The sequence below is a fragment of the Pseudanabaena sp. Chao 1811 genome, assembly GCF_027942295.1.
Taxonomy (GTDB): domain Bacteria; phylum Cyanobacteriota; class Cyanobacteriia; order Pseudanabaenales; family Pseudanabaenaceae; genus Pseudanabaena.
In genome coordinates, this window is sequence record NZ_CP101416.1 from 2,209,254 (window position 1) to 2,226,742 (window position 17,489).

At 43.1% G+C, this 17,489-nt stretch carries 19 protein-coding genes and 3 pseudogenes; 6 read left to right on the forward strand and 16 right to left on the reverse strand.

All coding sequences use genetic code 11. The annotated features are described in order from the left end of the window. Positions 1-22: 22 nt before the first annotated feature. Both NMG48_RS21695 and NMG48_RS10105 read left to right on the forward strand, forming a co-directional pair. Positions 23-193 (forward strand): annotated as a pseudogene (locus NMG48_RS21695) (type II toxin-antitoxin system VapC family toxin); the annotation flags it as partial. Positions 194-333: 140 nt separating this feature from the next. Continuing rightward, a complete protein-coding gene (locus tag NMG48_RS10105) occupies positions 334-774 on the forward strand; it encodes a SufE family protein (RefSeq protein ID WP_271255093.1) in 441 nt (146 codons plus the stop codon). 31 nt (positions 775-805) lie between these two features. Here NMG48_RS10105 and NMG48_RS10110 read toward each other — a convergent pair whose 3' ends face one another. From NMG48_RS10110 to NMG48_RS10145, 8 genes are all read right to left on the reverse strand, one after another. After that, the gene (locus tag NMG48_RS10110) at positions 806-1,912 is read right to left on the reverse strand and encodes an iron-containing alcohol dehydrogenase family protein (protein ID WP_271255094.1); all 1,107 of its coding nucleotides are present in this window, start codon (positions 1,910-1,912) and stop codon (positions 806-808) included. A gap of 165 nt (positions 1,913-2,077) precedes the next feature. Continuing rightward, positions 2,078-3,154 (reverse strand): magnesium-protoporphyrin IX monomethyl ester (oxidative) cyclase, encoded by a 1,077-nt coding sequence (gene acsF, locus NMG48_RS10115; RefSeq protein ID WP_271255095.1) that lies wholly within the window; start codon positions 3,152-3,154, stop codon positions 2,078-2,080. Positions 3,155-3,193: 39 nt separating this feature from the next. Continuing rightward, entirely contained in the window at positions 3,194-3,637 is a 444-nt protein-coding gene (locus NMG48_RS10120; RefSeq protein ID WP_271255096.1) for a bacteriohemerythrin, read from the reverse strand. Between the two features lie 196 nt (positions 3,638-3,833). Continuing rightward, positions 3,834-5,234, reverse strand: coding sequence for an oxygen-independent coproporphyrinogen III oxidase (gene hemN, locus NMG48_RS10125; RefSeq protein ID WP_271255097.1), 1,401 nt, complete (start codon positions 5,232-5,234; stop codon positions 3,834-3,836). A gap of 42 nt (positions 5,235-5,276) precedes the next feature. Further along, a complete protein-coding gene (locus tag NMG48_RS10130) occupies positions 5,277-6,008 on the reverse strand; it encodes a biliverdin-producing heme oxygenase (RefSeq protein ID WP_271255098.1) in 732 nt (243 codons plus the stop codon). A gap of 160 nt (positions 6,009-6,168) precedes the next feature. Beyond that, the gene (locus tag NMG48_RS10135) at positions 6,169-9,390 is read right to left on the reverse strand and encodes a helicase-related protein (protein WP_271255099.1); all 3,222 of its coding nucleotides are present in this window, start codon (positions 9,388-9,390) and stop codon (positions 6,169-6,171) included. A gap of 255 nt (positions 9,391-9,645) precedes the next feature. After that, entirely contained in the window at positions 9,646-10,788 is a 1,143-nt protein-coding gene (locus tag NMG48_RS10140) for a transposase (protein WP_271252192.1), read from the reverse strand. A gap of 277 nt (positions 10,789-11,065) precedes the next feature. Beyond that, positions 11,066-11,707 (reverse strand): DUF2513 domain-containing protein, encoded by a 642-nt coding sequence (locus tag NMG48_RS10145; protein ID WP_271255100.1) that lies wholly within the window; start codon positions 11,705-11,707, stop codon positions 11,066-11,068. Between the two features lie 20 nt (positions 11,708-11,727). On the opposite strand from NMG48_RS10145, the gene NMG48_RS10150 reads away from it, so the two are divergent. Both NMG48_RS10150 and NMG48_RS10155 read left to right on the forward strand, forming a co-directional pair. Continuing rightward, positions 11,728-11,964, forward strand: coding sequence for a hypothetical protein (locus tag NMG48_RS10150; RefSeq protein WP_271255101.1), 237 nt, complete (start codon positions 11,728-11,730; stop codon positions 11,962-11,964). Continuing rightward, positions 11,957-12,367: a type II toxin-antitoxin system VapC family toxin gene (locus tag NMG48_RS10155; protein WP_271255102.1), complete on the forward strand. Its 411-nt coding sequence runs from the start codon at positions 11,957-11,959 to the stop codon at positions 12,365-12,367. The genes NMG48_RS10150 and NMG48_RS10155 overlap by 8 nt, the downstream gene beginning before the upstream one ends. A gap of 293 nt (positions 12,368-12,660) precedes the next feature. Here the strand turns inward: NMG48_RS10155 and NMG48_RS10160 are convergent, their stop codons facing one another. The 6 genes from NMG48_RS10160 to NMG48_RS21700 all read right to left on the reverse strand — a co-directional run bounded on the left by NMG48_RS10160 (position 12,661) and on the right by NMG48_RS21700 (position 14,252). Further along, the gene (locus tag NMG48_RS10160) at positions 12,661-12,918 is read right to left on the reverse strand and encodes a BrnA antitoxin family protein (RefSeq protein WP_271255103.1); all 258 of its coding nucleotides are present in this window, start codon (positions 12,916-12,918) and stop codon (positions 12,661-12,663) included. Further along, positions 12,887-13,156 (reverse strand): BrnT family toxin, encoded by a 270-nt coding sequence (locus tag NMG48_RS10165; RefSeq protein ID WP_271255104.1) that lies wholly within the window; start codon positions 13,154-13,156, stop codon positions 12,887-12,889. The genes NMG48_RS10160 and NMG48_RS10165 overlap by 32 nt, the downstream gene beginning before the upstream one ends. A 196-nt stretch (positions 13,157-13,352) precedes the next feature. After that, positions 13,353-13,700, reverse strand: a complete 348-nt coding sequence (locus tag NMG48_RS10170) for a DUF5615 family PIN-like protein (protein WP_271255105.1) — start codon at positions 13,698-13,700, stop codon at positions 13,353-13,355. Beyond that, complete coding sequence (locus NMG48_RS10175; RefSeq protein WP_271255106.1) at positions 13,700-13,936, reverse strand: DUF433 domain-containing protein; 237 nt, start codon at positions 13,934-13,936, stop codon at positions 13,700-13,702. Before NMG48_RS10175 ends, NMG48_RS10170 begins: the two co-directional genes overlap by 1 nt. After that, positions 13,923-14,108, reverse strand: coding sequence for a hypothetical protein (locus NMG48_RS10180; RefSeq protein WP_271255107.1), 186 nt, complete (start codon positions 14,106-14,108; stop codon positions 13,923-13,925). The genes NMG48_RS10175 and NMG48_RS10180 overlap by 14 nt, the downstream gene beginning before the upstream one ends. Further along, on the reverse strand, positions 14,109-14,252 hold the full coding sequence (locus tag NMG48_RS21700; RefSeq protein ID WP_345961257.1) for a type II toxin-antitoxin system RelE family toxin: 144 nt from the start codon (positions 14,250-14,252) through the stop codon (positions 14,109-14,111). 94 nt (positions 14,253-14,346) lie between these two features. Here NMG48_RS21700 and NMG48_RS10185 point away from each other — a divergent pair. Beyond that, positions 14,347-14,823: pseudogene (locus NMG48_RS10185) on the forward strand (transposase); the annotation flags it as partial. Positions 14,824-14,856: 33 nt separating this feature from the next. On the opposite strand, the gene NMG48_RS10190 reads toward NMG48_RS10185, so the two are convergent. Next, on the reverse strand, positions 14,857-16,068 hold the full coding sequence (locus NMG48_RS10190; RefSeq protein ID WP_271251743.1) for an IS256 family transposase: 1,212 nt from the start codon (positions 16,066-16,068) through the stop codon (positions 14,857-14,859). A gap of 81 nt (positions 16,069-16,149) precedes the next feature. Here NMG48_RS10190 and NMG48_RS10195 point away from each other — a divergent pair. Continuing rightward, positions 16,150-16,893 (forward strand): annotated as a pseudogene (locus NMG48_RS10195) (IS256 family transposase); the annotation flags it as partial. 135 nt (positions 16,894-17,028) lie between these two features. On the opposite strand, the gene NMG48_RS10200 reads toward NMG48_RS10195, so the two are convergent. After that, entirely contained in the window at positions 17,029-17,238 is a 210-nt protein-coding gene (locus NMG48_RS10200) for a hypothetical protein (RefSeq protein ID WP_271255108.1), read from the reverse strand. Between the last annotated feature and the right edge of the window lie 251 nt (positions 17,239-17,489).

Consider the following 17,489-nt stretch of genomic DNA (forward strand, 5'->3'; position numbering starts at 1 on the left):
GTGTCATTCTCGATAATAATCCTTAATGCGGCGTTATCAATCTGTACCAATGTCCATAGCAGATGCTTGTCTAGTGCGGATGTCAGAAATTTACACTCAGAGTTCAGTTATAACACTAGATAGTGATTTTAGAATTTACAGAAAGAATCGCAATCAAGAAATTCCCGTAATTATGCCTGAACTGGATAGATAATTGGGCGATCGCCTTGTTAACTTGTGACGATAGATTTTAGGTGATCGCCCCACAAGATGCGATCAGATCCTTTAAACTGGAATAGCTCTAAGATTTTCTGTCTAAATCTTGAAAATCATTTCCAAATATTTCCAAAGCTAATGTCAAGCCCGACCCATTTACCTGAAGCCATCGATCGCATTGTCCAGCGATTTCAGAGGCTCTCCGATCCAAAGCTACGTTATGAGCAACTGATTTTATACGGGAAGAAACTCGAAGCATTTCCCGAAACTCTCAAAACCCCTGAAAACAAAGTGCAGGGATGTGTATCACAGGTATATGTGGTAGCGAAATTAGATACCAACGAGCGAGTCGTATTTGCAGGTGACTCGGATGCGCTGATTAGTAAAGGATTTGTCGGTTTGCTATCGGTCTGTATGGGCGGCTTAACCCAAAAGGAAATTGAGTTGCTCACACCCGACTTTATTAAAGACACAGGTTTAGTCGCCAGCCTTACGCCATCTCGCGCCAATGGCTTTTATAACGTCTTCAAAAAAATGCAACAACAGGCGATCGAAATTGAATTACCCAGTGTTCGCTAAATAAAAAGCCTCGCTTTGCGAGGCTTTTTATTTAGACGGTGGCGGTAATTGGACTGGTAGTAGAAACCATCGCCGCCAGAACTTGGCTAGGGGAAACAGTGAAGGGTAAGCGATGAATATCGGAATTGGGCTGACAGGCGATCGCGGCAATATGTTCTAATTCGGCAAGAGTGACTTGACTTAAGCCGAGATCGGCAAGGGTGGTCGGTAAGCCAATCTCTTGATAAAACTTCAGCAATTGATGCCGCGACGAAGCAGCGAGTTGATTGCCTTGAAATTCCTCTAGACGCAATTGCACCAAAATGCCATAGGCAACCTTTTCGCCATGCAATGTGCCGTGGGTTTGATGCAGATGCGTTAATGCATTGTGAACCGCATGGGCGGCGACAGTGCGACAATTTGCGCCACCGATCCCACCGATCGCACCCGCAAGACATACCGATGCATCGACAACTTCGCGCCATGCTTGACTATTGGGGTTAGCGATCGCTTCGGCAGACTTTTGAAACAAAATATCACGCAGGATTCTTGCTTCTTGTACGGCGGCGATGACCATCGTTTTCTCGCTACTGCCACTACTGACGGAGGACTCGTACCATTTGGCGATCGCATCGCCAATGCCTGAGACGAGGGTGCGCTTGGGAGCCGTAGCGATTACGTCATAGTCCACAAACATCATGTCAGGACAGCGATCGAGGGTCACGTCATAATCAAAGGCTCCATGAGCATCATAGACATTGCTAAGGGCTGTCCATGCGGCACAGGTTGCACCAGTGGTCGGTACGGTGACAATCGGTAACTGACATTGATGGGCGACTAATTTCGCAGTATCAAGGACTTTGCCACCACCAATACCGACAATCACATGGGGATTTTCCTGCTGGACGAGGCGACGCAGCATTGCTAAATTTGCATCACTGCAATCGGCGATCGCTGGTGCATGGATAATTTCGCGATCGGTATTTTGGAAATAGCTTGCAGTAACTTGACCTGCGGTTTCCCCAGCAATGACTAGAGCTTTATTCCCATAGCGTGACAAATATTTCGGGAGTTGCGCTAAAATCCCGTTTCCCCGTAAAAGTTGGGCTGGTGCGATCGCTAAAATCGGTAATGCTTCCACCGTAAGTGTGTCTGACATCAGGTTAAGACATGGTAAACATAAGTTTTATTCTATCTCTTCCACTTCTAAATCTGCCAATTTTATAGCGCTTTTCAAGCAAGAGAGGTACAGAGACAACCCTCTGTACTAGAAATGATGACGCTTTGCGTCATCATTTCTAGTGAAATAAGTTCAGGCTAATTTTTAATGAACTTTGCCCCGTTGAGCTTCAGCATCAATGGGTTTGAGTAGATACACCAGTAGCAATTGCCAGAAAATTGCGAGGAATAGGGGCCATTTTTGTAAGGTCTTCACAAATTGGGGGCGATCGCTATCATTAATTGCCATCAGTTGGAAATTGTAGTCAGCACATTTCTCTAATCTAGGGAAAAATTCGGGATGACTGGTATCTAATACCGCAGGAAAGGCACTGATCGAGGTTTTGTTAGTATTGATCACCACGTCCTTATTGTATTGGCGAGCATCTAAACCGATGGATTTATAGAAATCAGCCCGTTCAAATACAGTGATTGTGTGGGTGGCAAATACGGTCAACAGGAAGAAACGCGCCCAGAGTTTGGCTTGCCATGTTCCCCATAAATCGGGCTGCGATCGCAATAGCACCTTAAAGAAATCGCCATGACGATTTTCATCTTGACACCAACTTTCAAAGTATTTGAAAAGAGGATAGAAGCGGTTTTCAGGATGATTCTGCATATGATAATGCACGAGAATATAGCGCCAATAACCAATTTTCTCAGAGAGGTAAACCGAGTAAATTACCCATTCTGGTTTGAAGAAGGTATAGCTGCGTTTTTTCGTCATATTGACCAAATCCAGCGATAGATGAAAATCTTTCATTGCTTTATTTAAGAAGCCTGCATGGCGTGCTTCATCTCTAGCCATCAGGTTAAAGGCTTCCGATAAGAGAGGATTACGATCTTTGAGTTGACGCGATAATTCCTTAAACAGCAGAAAGCCTGAAAATTCGGAAGTGCAAGAACGCTCTAGAAAGTCAATGAAGGCGGCGCGGGTTTCCTCATCAATATGTTCCCAAGACTGTTCAAACTCCTTATCGCGCTTGAAGTGATTGCGATTGTAGTCAGTACGCAGTTCTTCGACCACAGCTTCAAGTTCCGCCTGTTGCGAAGAAGTATCCATCTGGGCAACCGCATCATAGTCGGTGGTGTAGAACCTTGGTGTTAATAGAGTTTCTTTAACAGGAATTTTAATGCCATCACGGAGGAGTTCGGGTTCGGGTCTAGATTGGATAGAAACCATAGTAGTAATTAGTTATATAAAGTTTAAAAATATTGGATTTTAATGAGAGCGCTTTGCGCTCTCATTAAAATTGTCTTTTTGAAAGAAGCGAATCATCTTCTGGTCTTCACCCTTGATGTGGTGAGACAGCCATTCAGTCAGGAATTGGGTGATATCGGTAGTAATGGCATCGCGATCGCGAAATTTCTTTAGTAGATGAGACACCTTATTGACGAGATGATCATGGGTCTGTTTATGTCGCTCATAGTCAGGATAATTGATGGACAACATTAAGGTTTCTTCGGTCTGAAAATGCTCAACTGTGTGACTAGCTAAGCGATTTAAGATTTCATACATGGTGTCAAAGTCCTGCTTTGTGACCACGGCATCATGCAAAACATTCACGATTTCAAAGAGTTCTTGATGTTCTTGATCTACCTGTAAGTTGCCAGTTTCATAGTCTGTATGCCAATAAGCGATCGGTTTCGTCAAAGTCAATGTCATAGAAATTAATAATAGATACATCGGTTTAGCACTTTGCGCTAAATCACTGGTGTTATGTGGAAGCTTACAAGACCCTCACCCCTAGCCCCTCTCCCCTTTTGGGAGAGGGGAACAAGAATTTAGTCTTACTCCTCCTCTCCCTTAATGGGAGAGGGGGCTGGGGGGTGAGGGCGATATCTATTTCACGTAACATCAGTTAAATAGATTTAGAAAATCTGCCTGTTTCGTTTTTGACGAGATAGCTATCAAAGACCGAGGCAATATTACGGATCAGCAACCTTCCCGCAGGCTTAACCTCAATGTGGTCTTGTCTCAATTCAATCAAGCCATCAGCCTCTAACTGGCGCAACTTTAAGCGTTCGTCGGCAAAGTATTTACCAAAATCGCGATCGCAGGTTAGATGATATTTAGATTCAATTTCCCTCTGTGAAAGTTCAAATTGACACATCAATTCCATAATGATGGAACGACGCAAAATGTCATCGGCATTCAGCTTGACACCACGTTCGATGGGTAACTCACCTGCATCGATCGCCTTGTAAAAGTCTTGCAAGCCCTTATGATTTTGGGTATAGACATTTTGCAGCATACTGATCGAAGTCATCCCAAATCCCAAGAGGTCAGACTCAGGCTTGGTGGTATATCCCTGAAAATTGCGGTGTAGTTTTCCTTGACGTTGCGCGATCGCTAATTCATCATTGGGCTTAGCGAAGTGATCCATACCAATGAACACATAGCCATGCTTGGTCAAAGTTTCAATTGTCATTTCCATGATTTGCAACTTCTCTTCAGGGGAAGGCAAAGTTGCGGGATCGATCTTCTTCTTTTGTAAAGGCTTTAGCCAAGGCACATAGGCAAAGTTAAATACGGCAACGCGATCAGGATTGAGAGCAATGGTTTTCGCGAGGGTTTCATGGAATGTCTCTAGGTTTTGATAGGGCAATCCATAGATTAAATCCACATTCACGCCTTCAAATCCCACTTCACGCATCCAGCGCATTCCATCAAAGAGCATGTCTTCAGGTTGAATCCGATTGACTGCTTCTTGAACTTGGGGATTAAAATCCTGAATGCCAAAGCTAATACGGTTAAAGCCGAGATCTCTTAAGCCCTGTAGATATTCTTTAGTTAGCGATCGCGGATTGACCTCAATGGAAATTTCGGCATCTTGCTCAAAGGTAAAATGCTTTTGGAAAGAATGCCACAGACGTTCCACTTGATCGAAAGAGAAATAATTGGGAGTGCCGCCGCCCCAGTGCATTTGTTGGACGAGGCGATCGCGATCTACCGTTGCGGCAACCTGCTCAATATGGCGAATCAAATATCCTAGATAGGGTTCCGCAATTTCTTTGCGAGTGCTAATTACGGTGTTGCAGCCGCAAAAATAGCAGGGCGCATCACAAAAGGGAATATGGGCATAGAGGGATAGTGGTGTCTTCTGCAAGTTTCCTGCAGCGATCGCTCCACGAAAATCGATTTGTTCAAAATTTTCGTGGAGTTCTGTTGCAGGAGGATAACTTGTATATCTTGGTACGGGCTGGTTGTACTTATGTAAGAGGTTAATGTCGAACTTAACTGTTTGCTCTAATGTATTCATCAAATCTTATAAGCTTTATTAAAAATATTGAATGAAAACTCGCTATACCGTTACAGGATGTCCACGACGTTCGGTACTACCAACCCGATCCTGTTTGGTTAGTAGTTCAAATACATGGGGATCAATGACCGCTCTCACATCTGCTTCTAACTCATCAACCACATTCCGATTGAGGGTAAAAGCATAATTTGCCTCTTCGACAATTCTTTCAACCGTTGCCTCATCCACCTCAAGGGAATCCAAAGCTTGACGATATTTATCTTTAAAATCCTTCTTGGCTTCTACCGTTGGCAATTGGTCAAATTCGTAAAAAGTTGTACCATGCTCATCGGGTAAGTCGAGTGCCGATCGCACGATATGCTTCAAGGCTTGACCGCCAGATAAATCGCCCATATAACGGGTATAGGAATGGGCAATCAGCAACGCAGGATCAGTATTAGAAATTTCCTTGAGGCGATCGACGTAGGCTTGTCCTGCTTTTAAAGGCACAATTTCGGAACGCCAATTTTCACCATAATAGAAGGCTAAATCCTGTTCTAAATTTTGTTGGCGATTGAGTTCTTGGAAATATAATTTGCCAACAATAGGATGTTGCTGATGCCGACGAAATTCCTCTTCGAGGGTGCTATACACAAGATAAAGATTTGCCAATAATTTCCTAAAAGGAACGGTCTCCACAATTCCCTTGAGAAAGCATTTCATAAATGCAGTGTTCTCTGCGGCAGTATGTGATTTCTGTGTACCTTCGCGCAGACGGTTAGCTAGGTGACTCATCGACAGTTACTCACGAATTTTAATGGCATCATCCTAGACCTTATACTTATATATAATGTCAAGCAAAGTTATGTTAAGTATAAGCTCGTGACTTTTATACGCTCTTCAGCTTGTGAACGTTATTTATGTGCGATCGCTTAACAAGCGCCATAGAATTTGTTCAGATGATCGATATCAAAGGTTTTGTAGCATTGATGTAAAGGAAGCGATCGCTTGTTTGTTCTTTCACAACGGTAAATCCTAAACTGTCGATTAAATCTAGCAATTCTTGTTTTTTATCTATCCATCGAGTGATGGTTTCAGCGATGAGGAGACTGCCGCCGCCCTTGAGGGTGCGATGGGCTTCTTGAAGATAGTCAGCGTAGTTTAGACCCATAAGAGATAGGGAAAAGATGGCGACATCGAGGGTTGCATCTGGGAGAGGTGTATGGGAGATGTCACAGGCTTGTACTTTTGCGTTGATGGCGATGTGGTCGAAGGAATGGACTTGGTGATTGGGAAGTAATTCGGCGAGTTTGGCTTCACCGCAACCGAAGTCACCGATCTGGAGATTGGTATAGTTTTGAAGTTTTTCGGCAATTTTTTCGTAGGGAATTTCCTGCCATGTTTCACGGGCGGCGCGATAGAGGTGGTGGTATTGATACCATTCTTCGGGATTGGCTTTGAGCCGATCGCCTGTGGTGTGGCTGTAGGAATTATTGAAGCGGTTGTTCATCGCTGAGAAGTCCCCAAAGCGGCGTTGTAGGATTTTAGCGATCGCTTCGGGTAAGGTGACGCGTAACTCTTCACGGTTGATTTCGTAGATGTCGCCACTGTCAACGCGATTGATCCATGTTTGTAGGGCTTCTCCTGCTTTTTGGAGGACGACTTTTTCCGATGCGAGTTCGCCTTTGGGAATTACGCCATCGATCGCGGTGTCAGCGAGGGACTTTTTCCATTGGATGCGACTCCATCGGTATTGGCGATCCCATGACCAGATATCGCCTTGATGGTCGAGGATAACTTGGGGAATGATTACTTCGACTTTAGCAAAGGATGATTTTTGGCGATAGATGCGCCCGACTAGTTGCTCGTATTCGGCATGAGTCCAAGGGAGGCTGGCAATAATCAGGCGATCGCAGACATATTGCAGTCCATCTACGCCTGTGCCGATGGGAGCCGTGCCGATGAGAATGTCGATTTCTCTGGCGATGAATTTCTGTTTGGCGGAATCACGGTCTTTAGTATCTTCTACGCCTGTGAATAAGCCCACCTTGTAACCTGCGGCGGCGATCGCCTTGCGGAGTGGTTCGACCATACCATCGACATAGTGGGTATAGATGAGGGTTCCTGTTTTGAGATGGGCGATAATGGTGTCGATTTTAGCTGAGAGGAGGACTTGCTCGACGGCGAGGGGGCTGGTTTTGATGGCGGCGATGAGTTGGGGGCGCAGGTGTTCGCCTGAGATTTCGGGAAAGCTTTCGGCGATCGCAATCTTGTAATTGGGACGATAGCGGATGCCATGAAGCATCAGTTTTTCATGCATGGCAAGGGCATTGGCGATTGTGCTGAAGGTTTTCAGCTCGTCAAATTTTTCGCCTCTAGTCATTTCTAGCAGTGCCTTGGCTTCGTAGAGGTTGTTGATTACGGGTGTGGCGCTCATGCCTAAGACGCAGAGTTCAGGATTTTGGCGGGATGCTTCGGAGAGTAGGTAGTTAAGGGTTTTGCGGCGTTTGCTTTCTTTGTTGGGACTGGGATCGCGTTGTTTGACGTTTTGGATTTCATCGATGACGACAAAATCGATCTGGTGATTGGCGAGGATGTTGCCGACAAGTTCGGCGGAGTAGGGTTGTTGGAATTTCTCGAAGTTGAGGATGAGATAGTTATGTTGTTTGCGATCTACGCTGATTTCACCGCGTTCTTTTTGGTAAATGATGCTGTCGGGATAGACTTGGGCGATCGCTTTTGCCCATCCTTCGATGGTGCTGTTAAAGGCGATGATGATCGTGAATTTGGCGTTAATGACGCGACTGGCAAAGATAGCGGATATGGTTTTCCCTGCGCCAACTCCTGACCAGTTGCCGATCCTTCTTTCCGTGAGGATGCGATAGGCAGTGAGGCGTTGCATCAGGTTGGGTGGATATGGGAAGTTATAGCCGTTGGGTATGGTTAGGTTTGCTGCGCCATCGTGTTGACTGAGGAAGCGATCGCGGATCGTCTGAAAGTATGTGCCGCCTGTTTCGTTGCGAAGTCTGTCTAGGTCAAAGGTGGGGTCGTTGTTTAGGCAGGTTTGCCATAGGGCGCTAACGCGATTACAGATTAGAAATTCTATGGTTTCATAATCTGAGGTAATTCCTGCTTCTACAAGTAAATCAACTGCTTTTAGAGAGTCAAAGGATTTTAGTTGAGGTAGGTCATTAGATACAGTCTTAGAGTCATCAGGAACTACATCTTTTTCTAATTCTTCGGTATCTACATCATCATCAAGATCACTTTCAGTATTTTCGGGTTTACTTTCTTCTTTGTTTGTTAATTCTTCTAACTGATTAACTATCTCATTAAATTTAGCTTCTTTATCTTGATCTTCATCAGAACCTAAATCTTTAATCTTTTTAAGTGTTTCAGCATTTTTCTGTTTGTTCCCAAGAGAGGCAATCATGCCATTTTGTCTCATGATTGCATAAAGTTCAGAAGACTCTAAGCTTAATAAGATAGGCTTTAGGCTATATAAAAAGCTCAGAATGGCATTTGGTCGCCATAAATTGATGATACCTAACCAGTCTCCATAACCTAACCAACTTTTATTCTTATATACATCATGAGGATTAGTAGGGATGTCTTCAGGCTTATTTCCTGATTTTGTCCACTCTATCCACTCTTGCCTACTTTTGATATTAAGTTGATGTACAAACTTACGAGCTTCCTCAAATGAGCGATATTTACGATTAAAGACTGCAACTGTACCAGTTCCTAACCAATCACCCCAACCTTTCCAACCTTGATTCTTGTAAACTTTAGTAGGATCAGCAGGAATATCATCAGGTTGCAAGTTAGTTTTTACCCAATTATTCCATTCCTGCCTACTTTGTAATTGAAGTTTATGGACAAATAGTTTTGCAGACTCAAATGATCGGTAACTTTTATTTTGCGGAGCAACTACATTTGTACCTAGCCAATCACCTAGACTTTCCCAACCCGTATCTTTATAAACTTTTTCAGGAGCAGACGGTATGTTATCAGGTCTGGCTTCTGATTTTCTCCATGTTGTCCATTCTTGATTATTTTTTAACTGAAGTTTATGAACAAACTTTCGCGCTTCCTCAAAAGGTAAAAAGCTACGATCAACAACTGCAATTATCCCTGTCCCCAGCCAATCTCCCCATCCACTCCATCCTGAATTCATATAAACCCCAGCAGGATTATTAGGGATATCATTTGGCTTCTTCCCTGAGCTTATCCAAGCTATCCATTCTTGCCTACTTTGTAAGTTTAACTGATGTATAAACTGTCGAGCATCTATAAATGATCGATAATTTCGATTGAATACAGCAACTGTTCCTGTACCTAACCAGTCACCCCAACCAGTCCAGCCATTATCTTTATAAATCTGTCGAGGGTCAGCAGGTATATCTGAGATCTTGCAGCATTCGTGAAAGAGTCAAGTGGGAATGGGTTTGAGAATAATTTCAAAGCCATGACGAGCAGCAATATCGGCACTAATTTGAAGATACCTGAGAAGTTTCAACCAAAGGACAGAAGGGAATAAAACAGAAAGGGTTAAATCACAGGTAGCTTTCCAGTCCAAGATGGGAGGAAACGACCATTGATCAATCCAATGAGCCAAAAGATAAGAAAGCAGAGAGAGGATAAGCCAACGATAAACGCCAAGTTTTGTAGATTGCCCAAAACAATGCAAACCAAAGCGATGTTTGATGGTTTTGAAGAATCCCTCAATCGCCCAACGCTTACGACCTAACATCACCAGATAAGCGCCAGAATAAGGATGAGAAGAGACCACAAAGCGTAACTCCCGTTTACTATCGGCTCTTTTGAGCCAGAACCAAGAGATCGTCAAAGGCGTACTTAGCCCTTCCAGTAAAATTAGTTGTCCACGTTTGCCATGGGGATAAAGTTGTTTGACGGTACGTCCATCTTGAAGTTTACGATTGTTGCGGACACCGACAACGATGCGCCAAGACTTGGCGCGGACAGCATTGAAAAACTTCACCGTACTAAACTCAGTATCAGCAAGGACAATCACAGTCTTGCCTTGGGTTAGTTGCTTGGGTACTGTCCCCAATAACTTACAAGCTAAGTCAGAGGGACTGGAGTATCCTTTGCCGCGCCATACTCTAAAACTCCATGGTACGCGCCACTCTCCATAGACCAGATACAGTACAACCAGATGTAGTCCTCGCTTTCCGTTGAGGATTCTCACCCATGGGTCTGGTTCGTTTGGGGTGGGATTGCTCAAATGTAAAAACTTGCCGCTTTTTTCTAAGGTGGTCAGGTCTATCAGTATCTTTAATGGCACTCTCTTCGATGGGCGATGCTTGGCGATTTGCCCCAAAATTGACAGCCTTGTTGCTCGAATTAGTCCTCTTGTTGACCAGTTATAGTGATTGAGAAATCGGCTTAATGCACTCGCTGATTTTACCTGTGTATGTTCTGGATAGGGATGCCCTTGCGCTTCCAGAAATAGCCCTAATATTGCATTCAGACTTGCTTTTTGATACACACTTGGCATCAGACAAATTAGGCTATACACTAAACCTTGGGCGTGCTTAACGATGCTTTCCATAATCGTTATTTAATTTACTACTACGCCCTTTTTTTCACATCTTTACTCTCTTTGCAACCCCTTTCCAGAATGGTGCAAGTTCTCAGATATCTTTCGGTTTGGATTCAGTTTTTGTCCAATCTGACCATTCTCTTCTGCTTTGTAAATTAAGCTGATGGACAAAAGTACGAGCTTCTTCAAACGAGCGCCAGTTTGTTTTTTTTACCATTCGATACCTATACTAATCCATACATCAGCAACTAAAATTACAGACTTTACACCACAATACCTCATTATTCTATTGCAATCCCAAGTTTTGCTTAGCAAACAATACAGCAAGCTGAGCTATGGCTGCAAACGGTGCGTTACCGCCTTTATCTTTCACATAATTAAGTGTTTTTTGCCAGACAGAATTATTTTTAATGGAGTCGAAAAATTCGTAACCTTCCCAAGTTAAGTTAGTCAAGGTCTTGGCTACAGGAAGAACGTCTGCCATTTGATTGTATTTTGTAGATTTCTTGCCTTCTGCTAGTCCACTATCAATTAATAGGTAGGCATTGTAAGCAATTTCTTCTTCCGAGTATCCATCCACTTGTAAAGTTGATACATATAGTTCTGCTTTAGAATCTTCTAACCGTAAGACAAGTTCGCGAATTAGATTCATATCTCTTTTCATAGCCATTGCCTTTTTGATGGTAATACCTGATTTTATCAAATAATTTTTAGGCTTGGTGAGGGGCGATCGCTGTTTGATGTGGGGAATAGGCGATCGGGTTTTATGGGTGATGAGGGTGCGATCGCTGGTTGATTTGCAGAGAATAGGCGATCGGGTGTTGGGTGTTGAGGGTGCGATCGTTGTTTGATGATGTGGGAAAAGGCGATCGGGTTTTGTGGGTGATGAGGGGCGATCGTTCTGTAAATAAAGATATAATGTCAGCAAAGCAGCATAAGCAAAAAATTATGATTCAAACCTTAGATGCTCTCTTTGATGGCGTAACCCTTGTTCCTGAAGTGCCTCTAAACATCAAATCAGGCACAAGAGTACGGATTATTGTTGAAAGTCTTTTGCCTGATGCAAAACCACCCAAAAAATCATTCTTACAAACTGCTAAATCTTTAAACTTGCAAGGCAAACCCGATTGGTCAGAAAACATCGATCAATACCTTTATGGGGAAGATATCTCAGAAAATGCGTGAATTTTTTTTAGATACATCCTTTGCGATCGCACTATCCGCAATTACAGATCAAAACCATGCAAAAGCAGTAGAACTAGCTGAACAGATTGAATCTCAAAATATATGCCTAGTAACCACTCAAGCAATTTTATTGGAAATTGGAAATGCACTTTCCAAACAAAAATATAGAGCCGCCGCAATCCAACTTCTTGAATCACTAGAATCAGATCCAAACGTTAAAATAGTTCCTCTAACAAATGAACTATATGACGCTGCATTTCAATTATTCAGAAGCCGCCAAGATAAAGAATGGGGATTAGTTGATTGTATTTCATTCGTAGTTATGCAAAGTCATTCAATTACCGAAGCCTTAACTGCTGATGACCATTTCAATCAAGCAGGATTTCGAGCATTATTAAAATGATTTTCGCTGTTTGATTTGAGGAATAGGCGATCGGGTTTTGTGGGTGATGAGGGGTGTGATCGCTGTTTGATTTTGAGGGAATAGGCGATCGGGTTTTGTGGGTGTTGATGTGGCGATCGCTGTTTTGTGGTGAGATTTAGGCGATCGGGTTTGTATGTGGTGAGGGGGTGATTGCAGTTTGGTTTTGAGGTTTAGGCGATCGGGTTTTGTGGGTAGTGAATGGGCGATCGCTGTTTAGTGTTGAGGGAAATAGGCGATCGGGTTGAAGGGTTATTATGCTTTGATTTAGTAGTTTATTGTAAAACTTTCCCCGATTCTTCCTGTTCCTTTGCTTGGCGCAAAATTTCATTAATCAGACTTTGATAGCCAACTTCTCCCGCCTTCAATTTGAAATACTCAATAAGATTGGCATCTAAGGAAATAGTAATACTTTGCTTACGTGGCATAGGTTTAAGTGCAATACGAAACTTTGCCCGATCTAAATCTGATTGTGTTACTTCGGAATATTCATCACGATCATTAGAGGTTTCTGAAGAAGAGAAGTTGTTCATTTTTGTTTGCCTCACGCATGGAAATAATACGTATTTCGTCTTCGGTTTCAGTATGTACAATAACAACAACTTTCATGCCCAAGAGTCCAAGCGTTACCCAACGCTGTTCTCCATAGTTTTCACGGTTATCTTCAAACGTGAATGTCGAGCCTGTAAAGACTTTTTCAGCATTCACAAAATCGATAGCGTGCTTTTTTAGGTTGCTTTGTCTTTTAACTTCATTCCAGATGAATTTCATATATGATTTTCATTATACATACTTTAAATAACTCGTCTCTTGAGATTAAAGTTTAGCATTTAGAATATGGCGATCGCTGTTTGATATTGGGAAATAGGCGATCGGGTTTTGTGGGTGATGAGGGTGCGATCGCTATTTGATGTGAGGGAATAGGCGATCGAGTTTATGGATGATGAGAGGCGATCGCTGTTTAATGTTATATAAACTCACACGAGTCATTGATTGATATAACAACTCCTGCGGGTAAAGAAGTAATCACTTCACTTATTCGCTCCATCAACGGAAGTAAATAATCAGGTCTAGTACTACGAGCATCCGAAACGACAATTCTCAAATTCTTCCCCACTAAATTTTGCTGATAACGCAAGTTCTTATCCGCAGTAATAAAAGCATCAAAGGGATGATTCTCAGCTAAGCGAAGAATTTCACTATCCTTAAACCCACGCCATCCCATATCATCAACATTGTAAACTTCATGACCTCTAGATAGAAAAGACTGCTTGAGTTTTCTACTCAGAAGATTTTCATCCAATAATATAATCATCAAGCAGAACGTTCCTGAGCAATTAATAATTTGGCAGCACTTTCCAAAACCCTCATGACTTGTGATTTTAGATAAGGAAAATCATCAATAAATTCGGCTAAACCTCCCTCACCTTCAAGATAGTCAAAAAAAGTCTGCAAAGGAACTCTCGTTCCCTTAAAAACTGGAACTCCACTCATAATATCGGGATCGCGATGAATAATCCCTTTCATTTCCAATAAGTTATTTAGTGTCATTACATAGCACGATATAACTTATTTCATTATAAAACAAAAGCATAGAAAGGCGATCGGGTTTGCGGGTGATGAGGGGGCGATCGCTGTTTGATTTGAGGGAAAAGGCGATCGGGTTTGCGGGTGATGAAGGGGCGATTGCTGTTTGATGATGAGGAAATAGGAGATCATTCATCTAATCATAAATTTCCCTGCGATGTCCGATTTGATGAATAATGAGACTTTTTTGTGATTGGGCGATCGCATAAATAACCCGATAATCTCCAACACGCAGCTTAAAAAAACTTGATAAATTGCCAGAAAGAGATAGAGGTGTAATTTATTCAAAATTCGAGAGTGTAAAGTGAAGTGTGTAAAGTCTGGGATATATACAGAGAGATGATCTAGACACACAATTACCAACACTAAAACTGATGAATATACGCAAAGAATTGCTCGACGAATTGCTGCAAGAATGTAAAACACCACCTGACCTATTCGGAGAAGGAGGCATTCTGAAACAACTGACAACCGCGTTGGTGGAGAGAGCATTGGAAGCAGAACTATCAACCCATCTGGGATACGGTAAGCACGAACCAAGACCAGAAGGACAAACTAACAGTCGCAACGGTTATAGCCAGAAAAAAGTGCAAGGTGACTTTGGCGTAGCCGAAATCGCAGTCCCCCGAGATCGGCAAGGGGAGTTTGAACCGCAGATGGTGAAGAAAGGACAAAGTCGCTTGTCAGGACTAGATGAAAAGATCATTGCTCTCTACGCACGAGGTATGAGTGTCAGGGATATTCAAGCCCAGTTGCAAGAAATGTATGGTGTTGAAGTATCACCAACACTTATTTCCAATGTTACAGATGCAGTAATTGACGAGGTGAAGCAATGGCAAAACCGTCCCCTGAGACTGTCAAGTAAAATGTGTAAAGTCTAGAAGCTAGACGTGGAGACGATCCTCGAAGAGGATGGCAAAGCGATTAAGAGCAGGTTTCCAATCACGAATCGGCATCGTCCACTTCTTCGAGATATTCCGCATTGCTAAATAAACGAGCTTGAAAGCAGCATCATCAGAGGGAAAAATCTGTTGGGATTTAATCACCTTCCGCAAACTACTGTTCATCGACTCAATCGCATTGGTGGTATAAATCGCCCTGCGAATCTCGGTCGGGAAAGCAAAGAAGGGGATAATGTTTGCCCAATGACTGCGCCAAGACTTGGAGATTGATGGATATTGCTTGTCCCACTTTTCAGCAAAGAGTTCGAGATTAAACTCAGCCTCCGATTCCGTCGCCGCGCTATAAATAGCCTTGAGGTCAGCACAAACTTGCTTGCGTTGTTGCCAAGGTACAAAAGCGACCGAGTTTCTGACCATGTGGACAATGCATAACTGCACCTGAGTTTTAGGAAATACCGTCTCAATCGCATTAGGGAAACCAGTCAAGCCATCGACACATGCAATCAAAATATCTTTGACCCCACGGTTGTGAATTTCGGTGAGTACTGACAACCAGAATTTCGCACCTTCATTCGGAGAAATCCACATACCCAGTAATTCCTTGTACCCGTCCATATTCACGCCCAAGGCAAAGTACAAGGATTTGTTAATCACTCTGCCATTGTCTCGGACTTTGATGACTAGACAGTCCAGAAAGACGATTGGATAGACTGCTTCAAGGGGACGGTTTTGCCATTGCTTCACCTCGTCAATTACTGCATCTGTAACATTGGAAATAAGTGTTGGTGATACTTCAACACCATACATTTCTTGCAACTGGGCTTGAATATCCCTGACACTCATACCTCGTGCGTAGAGAGCAATGATCTTTTCATCTAGTCCTGACAAGCGACTTTGTCCTTTCTTCACCATCTGCGGTTCAAACTCCCCTTGCCGATCTCGGGGGACTGCGATTTCGGCTACGCCAAAGTCACCTTGCACTTTTTTCTGGCTATAACCGTTGCGACTGTTAGTTTGTCCTTCTGGTCTTGGTTCGTGCTTACCGTATCCCAGATGGGTTGATAGTTCTGCTTCCAATGCTCTCTCCACCAACGCGGTTGTCAGTTGTTTCAGAATGCCTCCTTCTCCGAATAGGTCAGGTGGTGTTTTACATTCTTGCAGCAATTCGTCGAGCAATTCTTTGCGTATATTCATCAGTTTTAGTGTTGGTAATTGTGTGTCTAGATCATCTCTCTGTATATATCCCAGACTTTACACACTTCACTTTACACTCTCCGTCCCCTTGAAGCAGTCTATCCAATCGTCTTTCTGGACTGTCTAGTCATCAAAGTCCGAGACAATGGCAGAGTGATTAACAAATCCTTGTACTTTGCCTTGGGCGTGAATATGGACGGGTACAAGGAATTACTGGGTATGTGGATTTCTCCGAATGAAGGTGCGAAATTCTGGTTGTCAGTACTCACCGAAATTCACAACCGTGGGGTCAAAGATATTTTGATTGCCTGTGTCGATGGCTTGACTGGTTTCCCTAATGCGATTGAGACGGTATTTCCTAAAACTCAGGTGCAGTTATGCATTGTCCACATGGTCAGAAACTCGGTCGCTTTTGTACCTTGGCAACAACGCAAGCAAGTTTGTGCTGACCTCAAGGCTATTTATAGCGCGGCGACGGAATCGGAGGCTGAGTTTAATCTCGAACTCTTTGCTGAAAAGTGGGACAAGCAATATCCATCAATCTCCAAGTCTTGGCGCAGTCATTGGGCAAACATTATCCCCTTCTTTGCTTTCCCGACCGAGATTCGCAGGGCGATTTATACCACCAATGCGATTGAGTCGATGAACAGTAGTTTGCGGAAGGTGATTAAATCCCAACAGATTTTTCCCTCTGATGATGCTGCTTTCAAGCTCGTTTATTTAGCAATGCGGAATATCTCGAAGAAGTGGACGATGCCGATTCGTGATTGGAAACCTGCTCTTAATCGCTTTGCCATCCTCTTCGAGGATCGTCTCCACGTCTAGCTTCTAGACTTTACACATTTTACTTGACAGTCTCCAAAATTCTCGCTTAACCACTTGATTTTACGAGCTATCCGTATTTGATTAGTGCGATCGATTTTCGCAAGATCTGCGATCGCCTCAGAAGTAAAATCAATGCTATAGCTCATCCCAATTAAGCCCCAATGATTGCATAGCTTGAACCGCAGGAATAACATTTGGTTGCTGTTGTTGTCGTAATAAACGCTCCACAACTGCTGTTTTTAACTTCTTACCTTCATCTAGATCGATATATTCTTCTAATACTTCAATCACAACTTCACGAACTAGTAAACGAAACTGTTCGGTAGTGAGTTCTTTTATTTGCATAACATTACGGCTCTACTACTTGTTTTGCATTAATTCTAACGTAATCGTCAATATAAATTAGCAATGCGATCGCTGTTTGATGTTGAGATTTAGGCGATCGGGTTTTGTGGGTGATGAAGGGTGCGATCGCTATTTGATATTGGGAAATAGGCGATCGGGTTTTGGGTGGTTAGGGGCGATCGCTGTTTGATTTGAGGAAAAAGGCGATCATGTTTTGCGGGTGGTGAGGGGCGATCTCTGTTTTATGTTGT